Here is a 17467-nt window from a genome sequence, read left to right on the forward strand (position 1 = left end):
GGGCAGCGGGTCAGGGAAGGAAGTCGGACACCTTGCCAGTGCGCCCGAGCATCTGGTACTGGCGTTCGCGCTCGCGGGAGCGTGCGATGCGCTCCTCGCTGTCGGCCATGCCTTGCAGCATCTGCACCTGCGACATCTCATGAGACAGCAGCGCGTTCTCAGCGCCCACGCGGGCCTGGATCTCCTGAACGGACTTCTGATCTGTGGTCGCGTTGATCTGGCCCATCAGCGACTGGATTTGCGAGAGCCGACCGGCCGCCGACTTCATCGCGTCCTGCAACAGGCCTTTCTGCTGGTAAGGCTGCGCCAGCGTTGCCTGGCAACTGGTGCGCGCGTCACCCGTGAGGTCCATGCAGTTGTAGACCATACCTGCGTCGCGCAGGGCCTTCGCGGTCGTGTTGAGACCGGAGTAACCCGAGGTGTTCACCGCATTGAGGTGGGTGTAGGCATCTGCCGGCACGTAGTTCTTCAACAGCGGGTTGTTGAACACGTTGCCCAGATTGCGCACGCCGTTGATGCTGCTCAACTGGCTTTGCAACTGGGTGATCTGCTGCACCTGGTTGTTGATCTGGGTGATGTCGTTGACCACCTGCTGCACCGTCTGAACCAGGTTGGCGACATCGATGACCGGGATGCCACCCGCTCGCGCGTGGTTCGCGCCGAAGGCGATCAGGACGGCGGCCGCAACTTTGAGATGCATGCGCATGGTGAGGCTCCTTGTGCTGGGTTGACGATCAGGACCGCCCTCGCAGGGCGGCGAGTTTGTAGGCGGCAGAACGGGCAGCTCCATAGCCGCGTCGTGCCATGTTGCTGGTGTAGCGCCCGGTGGCGGCAGTGGCTGCGCCTGCGGTATAGGGCAGGCCAGTGCCGGCGCGGATAACGCCACCGGCCCCTGCAGCAGCGCCCGCGCCCCGTGATGACGATGCAGAACGCAATCCAGACACCATCATGGCGTTCTGAATCATCTGGATGCCTTGTTGAACGGCGGCGCCTCCCGTCAGCGCGGAGGCGAGACTGGGTGCCTGGAAGCAGATGATGGCCATCAAGATCATGACGACGCAGTACTTCAGGCTTTCGCCGACCACGTTGAAGGTTGGACCGAGGAAGCCGCCGTTCACTTGGATGGCTTGCACAAGCGCATCCCCCATGAACGCACTGAGTCCGAGCGCGAAGAAGGCAAACCAGGTTAGAACTACAGCGTTCAGCACCATGGACAGCCAGCTGTCGAAGAACCGGGCCGTGGGGCGCCATGCCAGGCACAGGACGAACAGGGGGCCGACGGCGATGACGAAGGTCAGAAATAGCTTTGCCAATGTCACCACAAACAGTGCGATGCACAGGAAGACGACATTGCCGATTGAACAAACTACTGCAGCGAAGAGAAGATCCAACCTGAGGATGCCAGCATCTTTCAGCAGATCCAGCACCAGCTTGCTCGCTTCATCGTTGAAGCTATCCAGCAGTGCATAGGGCGAGGAAATCGTCATTGGATCGGCGGCTGATGGGAGGAAGGTCGTTGCGACGCCGGTCGCCAGTGCATTCGCGGTATCGGAGACGTTGGAGATATAGAGGCCAGACTGCAGCGCGAATGCGAGCACCAAACCTATCTTGAAGACTTTCCAGAGGAAGGTCGGCACGGTCTCTGAGACCTCGTTGCGAAGGACAGCCCAACCGTAGAGGCTCACCCAGATCGTCATGGCAGTCAGTGCTATGGGCGCAATCCCCGCCATGAGCGAACTCACGACACCGAGCACATAGGTGCTCAAGACCGCGTCAAACTGAGAACCAACCCAGGCAAACATGACGTTTCCTTCCTGTCATTGGACGGCACTGATTGGGAAGCTCTTTAGGCTGACACACTTCCCGGAGATATCGGGCCGCTCGCACTGCGCCCACTCGCCCTTGATCTTGACGATCCATACGCGTGATCGTTTTTCTGTGCCGTACGTGGCTGGGCGACAGGTCGCAGGACGGGCGAAGACTTCAGTGCATTCAACCAGTCCCGAATCACTCTCTAGCATCTTCCAGCCGCCGCCAGCGCATCCTGGCTTCGTTGCGGGGCATGGCGATCCCAGAGACACGGATGGAACTGGCGGCACATCCACTTGTTTGCGTCCATCCGGCATGACCTTGACGGCCTCATTGCCCTTCACGAACTGGGCACTGGCTGCGGTGGATGCCAGTACCATCAAGGCCAGCGAAAGGTGATGAAAAATCGGTTTCATGCAGATCTCCTGGAGGTTCGAGATTTGCGATCCTGAACCTCACGCAGCAGAACGGGAAGCCACTGAAACGGATCGTTACCATGACGCTCACGCACGGCATCGAGCAGCGCCACGTTGTCGGTGGTGGCCGAGAGCACGGTGATGAAATCGTCCAGACCGGTGAGGTCCAGTTCACAGATCGCGCTGGTGTGGCCTTGTTTGACCAGAAAGCGCCGGCCACCTTGCGCACCGAGGCTGCGCACGATGCCGAACTCGGCCTCACTCAGGCCAAACCCCTCGATGTATTCCTCGCGCACAGCCTCCGGGTTGGCCAGGAAGATTTTGGTCACGCTCTGCTCAACCATGGTGCGCCCGATGGGGTGGCGCAAGACGTCGGACGGGCTCTGGGTGTCGAAGATGCCCAGGCCGTTCTGCTTGCGGATGGTCTTTTGCTTTTGTTTGGCGAAGTCGCTGAAGATCTCGTGGTCCAGGGCCTTCCAGAACTCGGAGATCACGTAGATGAGCCGCTCCCCGTTGACCAGCTCTTCCATCACCTGAAGCAGGTACAGCATGACCGGGGTGCGGACCTCGGGCAGATCGAGAAACTCGGTGGTGTCAAACCCGATCACCGAGGACGCATCCAGGTCCATCAGCTGGTCGTTGGCCTGATCGAACACCCAGCCCAGCGCACCCCCTTCGCACCAGCGCCCCAGGCGCTCGTACAGGCTGTTCTCGCCGGCTTTGGGCAGGTTTTGCCTCACGGTGGAAAAGCGGCGCAGCGCCGCCGGCATCGTGGCCACGGTTTTCACGGCATCGGCGATGGCGCGTTCGTCAGCGGGCAACAGCGGCAGGGCCGGTGTGGCGATGCAGGTGCGGATCAACTGCTCCCAGAACTGGACACGTGCTGGTGTGGGGTCTCGCTGCAGCGGGTTCAGGTGCGTGGGCTTGCCGGCCTCGAGCGTGAAGTAACGCCCACCGAGCGCCCGGATGGCGATCTCACAACCGCGGTCGAGGTCAAACAGCACCAGGCGCGGTGCCGGGTCCCACTTGCGGGTGAGTGTCAGCAGGAACATCTCCAGCGTGGTCTTGCCCACCCCGGTCGATCCGATGATGAGGGTGTTGCCGGGCAGCTTTTTGTCGCCCGAGTCTTCACCGTCCGGGCTGCTGTGCAGGTTCAAGTAAAACGGCTGGCCCGAGGGCGTGCGCAGCAGCGCGAGCGCTTCGCCCCAGGGATTGCCATCGCGTTTGCCGCGGGCGAAGTTGTGGCCGCTGGCCAGGGCTGCAAAGGCGCGCGAGGACAGTTTGGCGTCGCGGGGCCGCCACTGCCAGTTGCCCGGCATCTGGGCAAACCAGGCCGCGTCGGCCACCAGGTCCACCGGTGACATCTGCAGGCTGGACGCTTCACCAACCGCACCGATGGCCTGCGCCGCCCGGCGCCCCGCATTGGCCAGGCTGTCGGGCCCGACGTTGCCGAACACCACCAGGCTGTAGTGGTACTCACCCATGCAGAACTGGCCGTCGCCCAGATCATTGAGCGCTTCATCCATGTCGGCGATCTGGCTGGCGACCACGTCGTCGCTGGCGATCAACTGATCGCGCTGCAGTTGCAGTGCGCGTGTCGCTTCGCGCCGGGGCAGGATCGAAAAACTCTGGGTTTCGATGAACTCGCTATCTTCGTAGAGCAGGGCGTTCAGGATGCCGGGCTCCACCGCGTCGGCGTATTCCTTGATGTCGACCAGTGCGGCACAACGGCGCTGGTCACCGTGGCGCAACTCCAGCTTGTCACCACCGAACGAGAGGCGGGTGCTCGGCAGCGTGCGGTACAGGGGGCCGGCGGCCAGGGGCACCGTGCGCCAGTGCCCGTTGACCAGGTAGCCCAGAAACTCGGCCACTTCGGAACAGGACCGGCCGCGCTGCTCGCGCCGGCCCAACAACTGCGGACCAAAGCCGCGCAAGACACGTTCGACGAAGGCGGAACGTTCTTCCATGGCCCGCAGGGCTTCGGCCTGCGCTTCGAGCAACGCCGCGCGTGAGCGCTGGGTCGATTGCAGGGCCCGACCAATGCGTGAGGCATGGGGTCGGTACACCAGGGTGAGGTACAGCTCGTTGCTCATCATGGGTTGTGTGCCCAGCCGTGCCTGGTAAGCGCGGGAGAGATCGCGGGCGAATCCGGGTGCGGTGGGGTCCTGCAGGGAGTCTTGGACCGCGCGGTGCAGCCGGTGGGTCCACACCGCCCACTGGCCGCCGGCCAGGTTGCGCAACAGACTGCACAGCGCTTCATGCCGCTCGGTGATCAGGTGCTCGTCGGCGCATTCGAAGGCCACACCGTCGAGCCGCCAGACCCTTAGGTAGTCCCCACCGCGTGTGATCACGTCGTGTTCACTGACGAGCGAGGAGAACGGCACGAAGCGCGTGAGCGGGTTGTCTGCTAAGGCTTGTTTCCAGTGGCGCGGCTGGGTCTGATTTTGCGCACCGAGGTTGGGGCGGTTCAGAGGAGCCGGGCGGCGGGTGACCGCCCTGCCGAGCGAATCAAAGATGCCAAGCATCAAGGGCTCCCCGGTACAGCGTGGGCGAATAACTGCGTGCGTGCCAGAAGCGGCGGTTGTGGTCGTGCAGGCGCAGCTTGAGCGCAACGAACATCTGCCGAAAGCGCTGGTCGTCCCGGGCGGTGACCCAGCGCATCCACAGCAGGGCGGGCACAAATGACAGCAGCACGCCAGCAGCGATCCACCAGCTCAGCAAGATGCCGCCCCAAATGATCAGCAGCATGCCGCTGCCGAAGAGCACGACCAGGGGCACCAGGGGGATGCCCAGTTTCATGGCCGGTCGCGTAGCGCCTTTGTAGATGACTTCGGCTTGCATGGTGAACGCCCGGTGTCATCAAGTGACGATGTAGCTGGCGAAGGCGCCTGCCCCACCGACCAGGGTGCCGCCGATCAGCACGTTGGCCACATCGGCCAGACGCGCGCCCTGGAAAATCATCTTGAAGCCGGCCCAGATGATTGCGATGGTTACCACGGCGATCGAGATCGTGACCAAGATCGCGCTCACATTGAGGACCGTGGTGTTGATCTTGGCGAAGCCCTGGGCGCGAGCGTTGCAGGCCAGGGACAACAGGAGCAGGGCGATCAGCGGCCGTGCCTGGCGCAGGATGGGGTGTGTGGAGTGGATGGGGGTCATGACGCCTCCTGGGTTGAAGTGGATGAACTGGGGCGGGACGTTGAACGGACGGCTGCCACGACCTTGCGCACGTAACCATGGCGAAACCCGGTGGAAAAGTTGCCGCTGTAGTAGCAGGAGAGGGCGCGATGCAGCGCTGTTTGGGCATGCGGCGAACCGTTGGCCGATCTGCTGGCGCGCTCATAACACTCGCCGAGCACGGTCTGCATCGCAGCCAGGTTGGTGCAAGGCTCAAAGGCCGAGCCCAGCGTCAACCCCAGGCGCGCGAAGTTGCCGACATTGATTTGCCCCAGGCCCACGCTGAAGCTCCAGCCGGCCGCCTGCAGCGATTGCGCCGTGGCCAGCGCTTCGGCGCGGTGGCGCGGTTGGCGCACCAAAGCACCGCCCACCACACCAATGGCCCAAGGGTTGAAGCCACTCTCCACACGAACCAGGGCGTGTGCGGTGTCGCTGTGCACCTGCGGGGCGCAGGCCAATGTTAGGGCGAGGAAGGTGGGGGCGTCCATGCTGGTCTTCCTCAGCGTGTGGAGTCCGCTGCCACGGGTGGGGGCAGGGCGGCGCGCCAGGCGGCGTGCTCGTCGTCGAAGCGGGTGTCCCAGCTGCCGAGTTGGGCCTTGGCGGCCGGGCTGAACTCGGTCACCGTGTCACCAGCCATGGCCCACCAGGTTTGGGCGAAAGGCGCGCCGTTGATGGCAACCGAGACCGCGCCGGTGTAGTCGCAGGTGTAGACCCGACCCACTTTAGTTTCGCGCTCACGGGTGTATTGCGGCGGGCAGTGGCTGGGTGCGCGGGCCCAAGTGTGCTGGGCCGAGTTGCCCGCGCCGGCCATGGCGCAGGTGGGGAATGCTTTGCCACGGGCGAGGTCGCGCAACACCTGACGGATCGGCGGCACGCACTGGGGCACAGCGCGCCAGTTGGGTGCGGCAAAGCACAGCAACACCAGGCATCCGTCGACCGCCAGCGCCGGAGCGGACAGCAGGCAGAGCGTGGCCGTCCCTAGCCCTGCGATGCAACGCCGCGTTACAGAGGCGGGGGTTTTCCGCTTGTTGACGGCAGCTCGGGGGTCTAGAGTGTGGTCGGTGTGCATGCGGCGGTCCTCCAGAAAATCGCCCAAGGGAGCCTTCGTTTCGTGTCGCGGTCGCTTGCGGCACGACTTCAATGTAGGTTCGCCAACCCTTGGTTCACGCGATGACTTTGATTCCAGAATCATCGGCAGACGGCCCGACTCCGGGCATCTATGCCGGCATCGAATCCCTCGCGGGTGTTTTTCACCCCCATGCGATCGAGGTGCAGGACTTCTCCCACTACCGCGCCATCATTGACCTGCGATCTGCGGCGGCGTTTGAGGACGACCACATCCCCGGTGCGCTGCATGCCGATGTGCGTGATTGGGCGATCGGTGCGGCAGGTATGACGTCCGATTCCCCCGCGACAGCGCCTCTCGCGGTGCCCGAACCGACAAAGTTGGAGCTGCCACCCGCGCTGCAGGCCTCTGTGGCTGCGGTGGGTCGGGACCAGGCCCTGCTTGTCTATTGCGACCAGGGAGGGCGGGTCAGCAACCCGGTGGCCCGCGCCTTGCGCTGGCGCGGCTGGACGGTCGATGTGTTGCCCGGTGGCTGGATCAACTACCGCCGCTGGGTGTTGGCCGGGCTGGAGGTACTGCCGCGCTTGGTCCCATTCCGCGTGATCGCGTCAGCTCTCGGCAGTGAGACGTTGCGCATCATGGCCGCCCTTCGCACCCTGGGGCAGCAGGTGCTCCACATCGAAGCACTGGCTGGGGTACGACGCAATGCGTTGTCTGTGCCCGTGTCAGCCGCCTCTCAACCCTCCCAAGCTTGGTTCGACAGTCAACTGCTGCAGGCGCTGCGCGCGCTGGACCCGCGCGCGGCGGTGTGGGTGACTGACACTGGCGCCCGGATCGGGGAGGTCATGTTGCCAGGGGCCCTGAACGACGCGCTCGCCATTGCACCGGTGGGCCAGCTGCGGATCGATGTGGCGATTCGGGCGGCGACATGGGCACAGGATGAACCCCTTTGCGCGAATGCCGATGCTTTGATCGAAACCGTGGCCAATCTGGATCCGCAGCCCCCGCCTGCTCTTGTGGCCCATTGGCTCGATCTGGCGAGACGTGGCGGCGGTATCCCCCTGTGGTCGAGCGTGTTGAGCGGGCACCTGGAGCCGATCTATCAATTTCAGCGCGCGCCGCGCGCTGATCGGCAGCATGCGCTGCCGTCGTTGCAGGTGGCGTCTATGTCCGGGCCAGTGCTCGCGCAGGCCTTGCGGCACTGGATACCCACACCAGGTGATGGTCGCTCAGCTGCGGTTACTTGAGGATCAGGCCGAATTCCACGGCAAGTTGCACCGCCATGCGCCGGTTACCCACACCCAGCTTGGCGTTCATGCGCTGAAACCGTGAGTTGATGGAGCTTTTGCTGACCTGCATCTCATTTGCAATTTTTTTGCTGCTGTGACCTTGGCATTCGTGCTGCAGCAGCACGAGGTCGGCCGGTGTGATGCGGGCCTTGGCGATCAGGTCGCGCCGAATGCGAGCCAACCACCAATCGTGCAGTTCCAGCGCCAACATGCGCGCGCTCACACGCAAGCGGGGCAGACCTGCATCCTCGAAATAGCCCGGGGTCGCTGAGCCCAGGCACAACAAGCTGATGCGTGAGTGCCCGGCGCCGGAATGGGCCGGCACCAGCACGGCCGATACAAAACCGGCGCGCGCTGCAAGGTCGATGACACGTCGGTGATCATTGTCCAATAAGTTCAGCGCGCTGGCGACGATGGGCTCGGAGTGGTGCGCGGCATAGGCGAGCCACGGGTCGTGGACAAAGTGTCCTTCCTGGACGTAAATGCGGGCCCAGGCGGGGTCGCAGGCCAGCATGAAACGGCAGGCCGCCAGGTCCCCATCGTCACGCACGAAACTCACAAAGACCGCACTCGTTGCCCCCAGGGCTGTGACGCCTTCAAGGAACAACGTGTGCACGGTCGGCTGATCGTTCGCCGCCGTGATCTGGGCAGCAATGGTGGCCACGCGCGCGGGGTAACGTTCGTCGGCAACCCGGGTGAGCAACGTCTCAGCGGGGGAGGGCGCAGTTGGTGGATTCGATGTCCCACAGTGCTTCTGCATCCCGCTGGAGCTGGAGGTAGAGCAGGGGCTGCTCGAATCGGATGGGGTCGTCCTCTCGCCAACGTTCGAACTTTCCCCGTTCGTCAAAGTGCAGGGACTGGCAGACACGGATGCCGCGGCGGGGGACTTCTTCGCGTTCGACATACAAACCTCCTTGGACGCGTTGCAGGAAGAACTGCACCGACCCCTGCGGGCCCTGTGCGCTGCAGTGGCGCTCTGTGGGTGTGGCGACCGGCGAGCCCGAACCCACCCAAGGCGGACTGCGTGTGGCCCTGCGCCGTTGTGGCGGAAGCGGGCTGGTTGTCATGAACACGCTCTCAAGCGGCAGTCGGCCACGACGGCCACGCCAAGGGCGCGGCGGGCATTCACCGATGGGGAGTCCTTCGACGCCGCAGATGCTGCGGCCGACACCATGACCAAGAGGTGCATAGCTGCTCCGAGCGAATCGTTCAATGACACGGTCCGCACGGACAGGCGGCTTGAGGTGGCCCGAAGTGCACGGGCTTCTGAAGGGTCCCAAGTAGTGACCAAGACATCCCGTTGTGTCCATACCGAGCCCCAATTGTTTTGTTAAAAATCGTACGAATATGCTGCAAAGGCTGGCGCCGAGATGCAGACAATTTGGCATTAGCGCACCAAGGTTTTTACGGCTGGCTTTGGTTCCCTCGATGCGTGACATGAGGCTCTTTCGCGCCATCGTGAGCGGCTGGTTCCCGTTGAGACTTTTACGAAATGTTGCCGTGTCGTTTCTATCCGGTATCGGGTTGTTGCTTGATCGAGGGGTGTTGAATCGGCTCGCCCTGCAGCAGTCGCCGACGTCCAAGGAAGGAGAAACGCATGCCAAGAAACCAGGAACAAACTTTGATGAATCAGATGTGCAATGACGAGCTCGATTGCACATGGCGCGTGTCCTGCGGGGATGTTGGTCCTTGTAGTTGTGATGCAGCGGGTGGCGCCCACGGGTGCATTGTTCTGGCAAAACGTGCAAGGGGGGCGTGCCATGTGGCTGTTGGTCGCCCGTGAAGCGCCGCCCGACGCGCCGTTTTGGCCAGGCCGTCATCTGCTGGCCGCGGTGGATGCGGTGCTGTGGCCGCTCCTCTGGGTGATGGTCTTCAGCGCTGCGCCGGCACCGATGGGCGTGGTGGGGCCGTTCGTGTCGGCCCTGGCGTTGCTGGCGGGACTGAGTCGGTTGCACCGCGCCCTGTGGGTAAACCACCGCTACCGGTTCACGACCTGGCGTTGGGGGCGCGTGGTGGCCGTCCTGTTGCTGGTCGGATTCGTGATGAAGGTGATGCTGGTTGTCTAGGTTGCGGCGGTGGGAGCGCGCCGTTTAAGTTGAGCTTGGCGCGCGGAAATATCGCGACTCGCTTTCAGTTGAGTGTGGTGGTGGCCCACCACGCCGATCCATCCGCCCTGCAACACGTCAATGGCTGGCTGTGGGACGTGCTGCGCTCCACCGTTCCAGATCGGCTCGGTGCCAGCCGATGGCACGGCTCGACAACTTGACGGGGGAGGGGAATTTGTCCTCTGCCACCAGACGGTAAATCGTCGAACGGCCCAAGCCGGTCAATCGAGTGACCGCAGGCAGTCGCAGGAACGTCAGAGCGTCCGTGTGGGTGGACTCCATGGGGGGAGGCGGGTTGGTGCGCATGGGTGTGCTCCAAGTGAGGAATGCTTTCCACTGTAGGCAGGTCGCAAACACCCGAGCCGATGACTTTGGGATAAAAATAGTCTTTTATCTCGTGTGCCGCCCCTTGGCGATCGATACCCCCCTCAAGGTTGTCCTGCCTGCCGTCGACCACCGTTCACTCAGGTGCAGCAGCAAACAGCCCGCAACAACAACTGAGTTCCACCGTTACCCACCATGCGAGCCCTGTTTCTGAAAGCCAACAACGGTTTGCGTCGAACACTGCGCCATGCACTGGTCGCTCTTTTGCTGTTGATTTTGTGTGTGTACGGGATCCGCGCGGCGTTGACGTTCCTGCTCGGTAGGTTGCCTTCGATCTGGGAGTTGGTGGGCATTACGCTGCCGCTGGGTCTTGTGGTGGTCCTGATGCTGCGGTGGCACCACAACCGACGAATGCGGCGCACGATCGTGAGCTTGCAAGACTCCGCACTTTGGTGATCAGACGTCGCGCCAACCAGCTTTGCCAGCCCAGCGCTGCGGTACGACTGATCGAACCACTTTCAAATGGACAAGCGACGTTGGGCCCTCTGTGTTGTGAGCGCTGTCAGGGAGAATGGCGAGCCATAGGCTGCACCTTGTTGACAGCCTCACTTCATCCAACACCTACCCCATGACTCTTTCCACCTGGTTGCTGTACGCGGTAGCGGTCCTCGTCTTGACGGTCACTCCCGGGCCAAGTGTGCTCATGTGCATTTCTACGTCGGTTCAGCTCGGTTCGCGCCGTGCGCTCATAGCGGCACTGGGGAGCACGACGGCCATCGCTTGCATCATGTTTCTGTCCATGCTCGGCCTGGGTGCCGTTCTCGCCGCATCGGACGTGCTCTTCTCAGCTCTGAAGTGGATGGGCGCCGCCTACTTGGCCTACCTGGGGCTGACCTCCTTGTTGTCGAAGGCCGCTGGCCTGAAGGTTCCAAGTGACGCGCGTGGGTCCAACAGCACTCGCTCGTTGTTTTCGCGTGGCATGCTGGTGGGTGCCAGCAACCCGAAAGCCTTGCTTTTCTTTGGCGCACTGTTTCCCCAGTTCATCGACTCCTCGGCGTCGCAAGCTCCGCAGTTCGTGGTTCTGGGAGTCACCTTCGTCTTTTTCGAACTCTTTTGGCTGTCGATCTACGCACTGACCGCGGCGCGTGCAAGGCAGTGGCTGCAACAGCCACGCCGAGCACTTGCCTTCAACCGCGTCACGGGTGTGGTGTTTCTGCTGGCTGCAGGGTTCCTGGCCGCCACCAAACGCACCGCGCCTTGACCAGCGTCACCCATACAACTGCTCGGGTTGGATCGGCATGTCTGCAGGATCGAGTCGGCGCGCCAGATATTGGTCAGTCAACACACTAGATAAGGATTGAATCTCAGATAAGCCAACGGTCAAAGACATCGAGTCCTCCTTCAAAAGGGCGCCTCTACGCACGGTGCTTTTTGGTGGCCACGACGTTGCCCGCCACGCAGGCATCCAGAAAGTTGCTCCACGCCTGCATCATGGCTGCGCGCGGCTGAAGATACAGGGCGTGGTTGTAGGACGCGCTGACCTGGTTGCGCTCTTGGTGGGCCAGCTGCAGCTCGATGTGCTCATGTGGCCAGCCCTGCTCGTGCAGCAGGGTGGACGCGATCCCACGAAATCCATGGCCCGTCATTCGGCCCTTGTAGCCCATGCGGTCGAGTGCACCCAAGATCGTGTTGTTGCTCATGGATTTTTCGTGATCGCGTTCGCCAGGAAAGAGTAAGGTGCTGTGGCCAGTCAGCGTGTGCAAGCTGCGCAGCAGTGTCACCGCTTGAGAGGACAACGGCACAATGTGCGGGGACTTCATCTTCATGCGTGAGGCCGGAATGTCCCAACGAGCCCCATCCAAATCGAACTCTTCCCAGCGAGCGCCGATCAGTTCACTGGTGCGCACGAAGGTCATCGCCATCAGCTTGATGGCGACACGTGTGACGGTGCTGCCGTTGTACACCTCAATCTTGCGCAGCAACTGCGGTAGCTCCTTGCCGTCGACCCGGGCGTAGTTCTCCTTCTTGCGTGTGGCCAGTACGTCGCTCGGGCGAATGTCCACGGCTGGGTTGCGGCGGGCCACGCCGTGCGCTATGGCGTAGCGGAAGATCTGGGAGCAGGTTTGAAGGGCACGCTTGGCGATGTCTAGCGCGCCACGCTTTTCGATGGCTTTCATCATCGCAACCAGTTCGGGCGCTTCTATCTCTGCGATGGGGCGCGTTCCGATCGCTGGAATGACGTCGGCTTCCAGGCGGCGCCAGACGTAGACGGTGTGGCTGTCGCTGCGTGCGGATTTCCAGCTTTCCCACCATTTTTTCGCCACGGCAGCAAAGGTGTCCTCCACGGCCAAGCGGCGGGCGATCTTCTCGGATTTGCGGGCCGCCATCGGGTCAGACCCAGAGGCCAGGAGTTTGCGGGCTTCGTCCACCTTGTCTCGGGCTTGGGCAAGCGAGATATCCGGGTAAGAGCCCAGGGCCATGAGCTTTTGTTTGCCGTCAAAGCGGTAGGCCCAGCGCCACAACTTCGAGCCTTGAGGCGTGACATGCAGCTGCAAGCCACGCCCATCAGAGAGTTTAAAGGCGGTGTTCGTGGGCTTGCTGGCTTTGATGGCTATGTCGGTCAGGGCCATGTTTCCCCCTGTTGGTAGAGGAGATACCAACACGGCATCACCTGCATACCCACAACGATACCAACAGAAAACCTTGGATGACAAGAAGTGTTTTGGGACGCCGAAAAACAAAAAAGCCCCGAATCACTAGGTGAAACGGGGCTTTTCGGGGTCTGTCGAGATGCCTTGGGAGGCTCTGAAACTCAATTTTGGCGGAGAGGGCGGGATTCGAACCCGCGGTGGGTATTAGCCCACACACGCTTTCCAGGCGTGCGACTTAAACCGCTCATCCACCTCTCCGCGAAGCCTGCGATTGTAGCAGTCTTGCCGACCTGCTCAGGCGGTCGGGCTGCCATCGGCGGTCTTGTGCCAGGCGTGTTGTTGCAGAACCTCCAGTGAAACGTGTTGCAAGGTGGTGGCGTTGGTGCTCTCCAGCACCACGGGTGGGGCCACGCCGGCTTGCAAGGCCTCTTTCCAGCGCTGCACGCACAGGCACCAGCGATCGCCCGGCTTGAGGCCGGCGAAGCGCCATTCGGGCCGCGGCGTGCTCAGGTCGTTGCCGCGCTCTCTCGAGAACTCGAGAAAGGTCGCCGTCACGCGTGCGCACACGACGTGGGTGCCATGGTCGTCGGGGCCGGTCTCGCAGCAGCCGTCGCGGTAGAAGCCGGTGAGTGGGTCGTACGAGCAGGGCAGCAGCTCGGTGCCAAGGACGTTGCGGGCGGTGGTCATGGTTGTTCGATCTGCAGAAAGTTCACGGGGTCTTGGTGGCGCCGACCATTTTCATGGCGGACGCAATCAGGGCAGACACCTCCGTCATGTTGCTTGGCACGATGAGCGTGGTGGTGGCGTCGGCAGCAACCTTGCTGTAAGCATCCACCGCGCGCTCGGCCACCTTGAGCTGCACGGCTTCCTGGCCACCCGGCTGGCGGATGGCTTCGGCCACCACACGGATGGCTTCTGCGGTGGCCTCGGCCACCGCCAGAATGGCCGACGCTTCGCCCTGTGCATTGTTGATCTCGGCTTGCTTCTCACCTTCGGATCGGGCGATGAAAGCCTCGCGCTCACCGGTGGCGATGTTGATCTGCTCCTGACGGCGACCTTCGGAGGCCGCAATCAGCGCGCGCTTCTCGCGCTCGGCGGTGATCTGGGCCTGCATGGCCAGCAAGATCTCTTTCGGCGGGGTGAGGTCCTTGATTTCGTATCGCAGCACCTTCACACCCCAGTTCAGCGCGGCCTCGTCGATGGCGTGCACCACCTGGGCGTTGATGATGTCGCGCTCCTCGAACGTCTTGTCGAGTTCGAGTTTGCCGATCACCGAACGCAGCGAGGTCTGGGCCAGCTGGGTCACGGCGACGATGTAGTTGGACGAGCCATAGCTCGCACGCATCGGATCGGTGACCTGGAAGTACAGGATGCCGTCGACCTGCAGCTGGGTGTTGTCGCGCGTGATGCACACCTGGCTGGGCACATCCAGCGGGATTTCCTTCAGGCTGTGCTTGTAGGCCACCTTGTCGATGAAGGGCACCAGAAAATTCAGGCCCGGTGCCAGCGACGAGTGGTACTTGCCCAGTCGCTCGACTACCCAGGCGTTCTGCTGCGGCACCACCTTGACGGAACGCGTGATGAAGATGGCAGCAACGATGAGCAGGAGGATGGCGATTTCCATGGCGGGCGGTTCTCGATGAAGTTGGAGAGTGGTGAGGGTAGCGCAGGCGCGCCAAGCTGTCCGGGGTCAGACCTTGTCGACCAGCAGGCGGCTGCCCACGAGCTCGGCCACACGGTAGCTGCCGGGTGTGGGCGTGTTGCCCGGACGGTGGATGGCGGTCCACTGGGCGCCCCGGTATTTGACGCTGGCGGTGCCATCGACGTTCCATTCGTCGATCTGCAGGATCTCGCCCACATCGAGGTTCACGCTGCGCAGGGCGCGCACCGACGGGTCGCTCTCGCGCCGCTTCTTGATGAAATACCAGGCCACCACGGCCGCCGAGCCGGTGATCGCGGCAACGAGCAACTGGCCAACCATCCCCAGGCCGGCGTGAGCGGCCACGGCGCCCGCGGCCATGCCCACCGCCAGCATGAGCAGGTAAAACGTGCCCGTGAACAGTTCGAGTGCGACGGTGGAGCCCGCCAGCAGCCACCACAATGTTGAATCCGACATGCCTGCTCCCGTTACTTGGATGGATGGTTCTGGCCGGTGTGCCCACCGCTCCGCTGGGGCCGAGGGTGGCGTTTGTCTGACCAACGCCACATTTTGCGGCAAATGAGTGGCGTCGCCCGGACCCGGACACACGTTGTCCGTACACTTCGCGCCTGCTTTGCCTTTGGTGGCATGCGCACGACCCGCACCCTTTTGCCCGATGGCCGCTCCGGCGGCTGGAGAACCTCATGAAATTCCGTTTCCCCATCGTCATCATCGACGAGGACTTCCGCTCCGAAAACACCTCGGGTCTGGGCATTCGCGCTTTGGCGCAGGCCATCGAGGTCGAGGGCTTCGAGGTGGTGGGTGTGACCAGCTACGGCGACATGAGCCAGTTCGCCCAGCAGCAGAGCCGGGCCAGCGCGTTCATCCTGTCGATCGACGACGAAGAATTCAGCCATGGCGCAGACCTCGACCCGGTCGTGCTCAACCTGCGCAACTTCATCGACGAGGTGCGGCGCAAGAACTCGGATGTGCCGATCTACATCTACGGCGAAACCAAGACCAGCCGGCATCTGCCCAACGACATCCTGCGCGAGCTGCACGGCTTCATCCACATGTTCGAGGACACGCCCGAGTTCGTGGCGCGCCACATCATCCGCGAGGCCAAAAGCTACCTCGAAGGCATCCAGCCGCCGTTCTTCAAGGCGCTGCTGGACTACGCCGAAGACGGTTCCTATTCGTGGCACTGCCCTGGCCATTCGGGCGGCGTGGCGTTCCTCAAGAGCCCGGTGGGCCAGATGTTCCACCAGTTCTTCGGCGAAAACATGCTGCGCGCCGACGTGTGCAACGCGGTGGAAGAGCTGGGCCAATTGCTGGACCACAACGGCGCCATCGGTGCCAGCGAGCGCAATGCGGCCCGCATCTTCAACGCCGACCACTGCTTCTTCGTCACCAACGGCACCAGCACCAGCAACAAGATGGTGTGGCACCACACGGTGGCGCCGGGCGACGTGGTGGTGGTCGACCGCAACTGCCACAAGTCGATCCTGCACGCGATCATCATGACCGGCGCGGTGCCGGTGTTCTTGCGGCCCACGCGCAACCACTACGGCATCATCGGCCCGATCCCTCAAGCCGAGTTCTCGCCCGAGGCGATCCGCCAGAAGATCGCTGCCAACCCGCTGCTCAAGGGCGTCAATGCCAAGACCGTCAAGCCGCGCATCCTGACCTTGACGCAGAGCACCTACGACGGCGTGCTCTACAACACCGAGACCATCAAGCACGCGCTCGACGGCTACATCGACACGCTGCATTTCGACGAGGCCTGGCTGCCACACGCAGCTTTCCACCGCTTCTACGGCAGCTTCCACGCCATGGGCAAGAAGCGCGCACGGCCGAAGGACCAGATCGTCTTCGCGACGCAGTCCACCCACAAGCTGCTCGCCGGCATCAGCCAGGCCAGCCAGGTGCTGGTGCAGGACGCGGTCGATCGCAAGCTCGACCGCCACCTCTTCAACGAGGCCTACCTGATGCACACCAGCACCAGCCCGCAGTACGCGATCATCGCCAGCTGCGATGTGGCCGCGGCCATGATGGAGCCGCCCGGTGGCAAGGCGCTGGTGGAAGAGAGCATTTTCGAGGCGCTCGACTTCCGCCGCGCCATGCGCAAGATCGACGCCGAGTTCGGTGACGACGACTGGTGGTTCAAGGTCTGGGGACCGGACGATCTGGCCGACGAAGGCATGGGTGAGGCCGTCGACTGGGTGCTCAACCCCGACCCGGCGGGCTCGCAGGCCACCGCCAAGGAATGGCACGGCTTTGGCGACATGGCGCCCGGCTTCAACATGCTGGATCCGATCAAGGCGACCATCGTCACGCCGGGTCTGAACCTGGATGGCCGCTTCGAGCCCGAAGGCATCCCCGCGTCCATCGTCACCAAGTTTCTCGCCGAGCACGGCGTGGTGGTGGAGAAAACGGGTCTGTACAGCTTCTTCATCATGTTCACCATCGGCATCACCAAGGGCCGCTGGAACACGCTGCTGACCGCGCTGCAGCAGTTCAAGGACGACTACGCCAAGAACCAGCCGATGTGGCGCATCCTGCCGGAGTTCTGCCAGAAGCACCCGCGCTACGAGCAGATGGGCCTGCGCGACCTGTGCCAGCACGTGCACGAGCTCTACGCCCGCTACGACATCGCGCGCCTGACGACCGAGATGTACCTGAGCGACCTGACGCCGGCCATGAAGCCGACCGACGCGTTCGCGCACATCGCGCAGCGAACCACCGAGCGTGTGCCCATCGACGAGCTCGAAGGCCGCATCACCACCAGCCTGGTCACGCCATACCCACCGGGCATTCCGCTGCTGATCCCGGGCGAGGTGTTCAACAAAAAGATCGTGGATTACCTCAAGTTCGCGCGCGAGTTCAACGCCCTGTGCCCCGGCTTCGAGACCGACATCCACGGTCTCGTGGAGATGGTGGGCGACGATGGCAAGAAGCGTTACTTTGCCGACTGCGTGAAAGCCTGAAGAG

At 62.9% G+C, this 17467-nt stretch carries 20 protein-coding genes and 1 tRNA gene; 6 read left to right on the plus strand and 15 right to left on the minus strand.

The window, feature by feature from the left end; all coding sequences use genetic code 11:
• Nucleotides 1–10 precede the first annotated feature (10 nt).
• Genes Q1W68_RS01615 through Q1W68_RS01650 form a run of 8 tightly spaced genes read right to left on the minus strand, consistent with a single transcriptional unit; the run spans nt 11 to nt 6471 of the window.
• A complete protein-coding gene (locus Q1W68_RS01615; RefSeq protein WP_300659013.1) occupies nt 11–700 on the minus strand; it encodes a type IV secretion system protein in 690 nt (229 codons plus the stop codon).
• A gap of 34 nt (nt 701–734) precedes the next feature.
• Complete coding sequence (locus Q1W68_RS01620; protein WP_300649051.1) at nt 735–1802, minus strand: type IV secretion system protein; 1068 nt, start codon at nt 1800–1802, stop codon at nt 735–737.
• A gap of 15 nt (nt 1803–1817) precedes the next feature.
• Entirely contained in the window at nt 1818–2225 is a 408-nt protein-coding gene (locus tag Q1W68_RS01625) for a hypothetical protein (protein WP_300649052.1), read from the minus strand.
• The gene (locus tag Q1W68_RS01630; RefSeq protein WP_300649053.1) at nt 2222–4750 is read right to left on the minus strand and encodes a VirB4 family type IV secretion/conjugal transfer ATPase; all 2529 of its coding nucleotides are present in this window, start codon (nt 4748–4750) and stop codon (nt 2222–2224) included. The genes Q1W68_RS01625 and Q1W68_RS01630 overlap by 4 nt, the downstream gene beginning before the upstream one ends.
• A complete protein-coding gene (locus Q1W68_RS01635; protein WP_300649054.1) occupies nt 4734–5066 on the minus strand; it encodes a VirB3 family type IV secretion system protein in 333 nt (110 codons plus the stop codon). The genes Q1W68_RS01630 and Q1W68_RS01635 overlap by 17 nt, the downstream gene beginning before the upstream one ends.
• 18 nt (nt 5067–5084) lie before the next feature.
• Nucleotides 5085–5384 carry a TrbC/VirB2 family protein gene (locus Q1W68_RS01640; protein ID WP_300649055.1) on the minus strand — a complete coding sequence of 100 codons (300 nt, stop codon included), beginning with the start codon at nt 5382–5384 and terminating at the stop codon, nt 5085–5087.
• Nucleotides 5381–5890 (minus strand): lytic transglycosylase domain-containing protein, encoded by a 510-nt coding sequence (locus Q1W68_RS01645; protein WP_300649056.1) that lies wholly within the window; start codon nt 5888–5890, stop codon nt 5381–5383. Before Q1W68_RS01645 ends, Q1W68_RS01640 begins: the two co-directional genes overlap by 4 nt.
• A gap of 11 nt (nt 5891–5901) precedes the next feature.
• Nucleotides 5902–6471, minus strand: coding sequence for a hypothetical protein (locus tag Q1W68_RS01650; RefSeq protein WP_300649057.1), 570 nt, complete (start codon nt 6469–6471; stop codon nt 5902–5904).
• Nucleotides 6472–6572: 101 nt separating this feature from the next.
• On the opposite strand from Q1W68_RS01650, the gene Q1W68_RS01655 reads away from it, so the two are divergent.
• A complete protein-coding gene (locus Q1W68_RS01655) occupies nt 6573–7715 on the plus strand; it encodes a rhodanese-like domain-containing protein (protein WP_300649058.1) in 1143 nt (380 codons plus the stop codon).
• Here the strand turns inward: Q1W68_RS01655 and Q1W68_RS01660 are convergent.
• Nucleotides 7708–8661, minus strand: coding sequence for an autoinducer binding domain-containing protein (locus Q1W68_RS01660; RefSeq protein ID WP_300659015.1), 954 nt, complete (start codon nt 8659–8661; stop codon nt 7708–7710). The genes Q1W68_RS01655 and Q1W68_RS01660 overlap by 8 nt on opposite strands.
• A gap of 533 nt (nt 8662–9194) precedes the next feature.
• Between Q1W68_RS01660 and Q1W68_RS01665 the strand changes: the two genes are divergently transcribed.
• Together Q1W68_RS01665 and Q1W68_RS01670 are read left to right on the plus strand one after the other, a co-directional pair.
• On the plus strand, nt 9195–9401 hold the full coding sequence (locus tag Q1W68_RS01665; RefSeq protein WP_300649061.1) for a hypothetical protein: 207 nt from the start codon (nt 9195–9197) through the stop codon (nt 9399–9401).
• A gap of 116 nt (nt 9402–9517) precedes the next feature.
• Nucleotides 9518–9823: a hypothetical protein gene (locus tag Q1W68_RS01670; RefSeq protein ID WP_300649062.1), complete on the plus strand. Its 306-nt coding sequence runs from the start codon at nt 9518–9520 to the stop codon at nt 9821–9823.
• Between the two features lie 117 nt (nt 9824–9940).
• On the opposite strand, the gene Q1W68_RS01675 is transcribed toward Q1W68_RS01670, so the two are convergent.
• Entirely contained in the window at nt 9941–10168 is a 228-nt protein-coding gene (locus tag Q1W68_RS01675; RefSeq protein ID WP_366146688.1) for an AlpA family phage regulatory protein, read from the minus strand.
• A gap of 213 nt (nt 10169–10381) precedes the next feature.
• Here Q1W68_RS01675 and Q1W68_RS01680 point away from each other — a divergent pair, with 213 nt between their 5' ends.
• Nucleotides 10382–10642 carry a hypothetical protein gene (locus Q1W68_RS01680; protein WP_300649063.1) on the plus strand — a complete coding sequence of 87 codons (261 nt, stop codon included), beginning with the start codon at nt 10382–10384 and terminating at the stop codon, nt 10640–10642.
• 172 nt (nt 10643–10814) lie between these two features.
• Nucleotides 10815–11447, plus strand: a complete 633-nt coding sequence (locus Q1W68_RS01685; RefSeq protein WP_300649064.1) for a LysE family translocator — start codon at nt 10815–10817, stop codon at nt 11445–11447.
• A 154-nt stretch (nt 11448–11601) separates the two neighbouring features.
• Here the strand turns inward: Q1W68_RS01685 and Q1W68_RS01690 are convergent, their stop codons facing one another.
• The 5 genes from Q1W68_RS01690 to Q1W68_RS01710 form a co-directional block, all read right to left on the minus strand.
• The gene (locus Q1W68_RS01690; protein ID WP_300649066.1) at nt 11602–12816 is read right to left on the minus strand and encodes an integrase arm-type DNA-binding domain-containing protein; all 1215 of its coding nucleotides are present in this window, start codon (nt 12814–12816) and stop codon (nt 11602–11604) included.
• Nucleotides 12817–13005: 189 nt separating this feature from the next.
• A tRNA-Ser gene (locus Q1W68_RS01695) sits at nt 13006–13095 on the minus strand.
• A 36-nt stretch (nt 13096–13131) separates the two neighbouring features.
• Nucleotides 13132–13524, minus strand: a complete 393-nt coding sequence (locus Q1W68_RS01700; protein ID WP_300649067.1) for a DUF2237 domain-containing protein — start codon at nt 13522–13524, stop codon at nt 13132–13134.
• 22 nt (nt 13525–13546) lie between these two features.
• A complete protein-coding gene (locus Q1W68_RS01705) occupies nt 13547–14461 on the minus strand; it encodes a stomatin-like protein (protein ID WP_300649068.1) in 915 nt (304 codons plus the stop codon).
• A gap of 66 nt (nt 14462–14527) precedes the next feature.
• A complete protein-coding gene (locus Q1W68_RS01710; protein ID WP_300649069.1) occupies nt 14528–14953 on the minus strand; it encodes an NfeD family protein in 426 nt (141 codons plus the stop codon).
• 227 nt (nt 14954–15180) lie between these two features.
• Here Q1W68_RS01710 and Q1W68_RS01715 point away from each other — a divergent pair, with 227 nt between their 5' ends.
• Nucleotides 15181–17463, plus strand: coding sequence for an arginine/lysine/ornithine decarboxylase (locus Q1W68_RS01715; protein ID WP_300715483.1), 2283 nt, complete (start codon nt 15181–15183; stop codon nt 17461–17463).
• The last annotated feature ends 4 nt before the right edge of the window (nt 17464–17467 follow it).

Source organism: Hydrogenophaga sp., from assembly GCF_030158645.1.
Lineage (GTDB): Bacteria > Pseudomonadota > Gammaproteobacteria > Burkholderiales > Burkholderiaceae_C > Hydrogenophaga.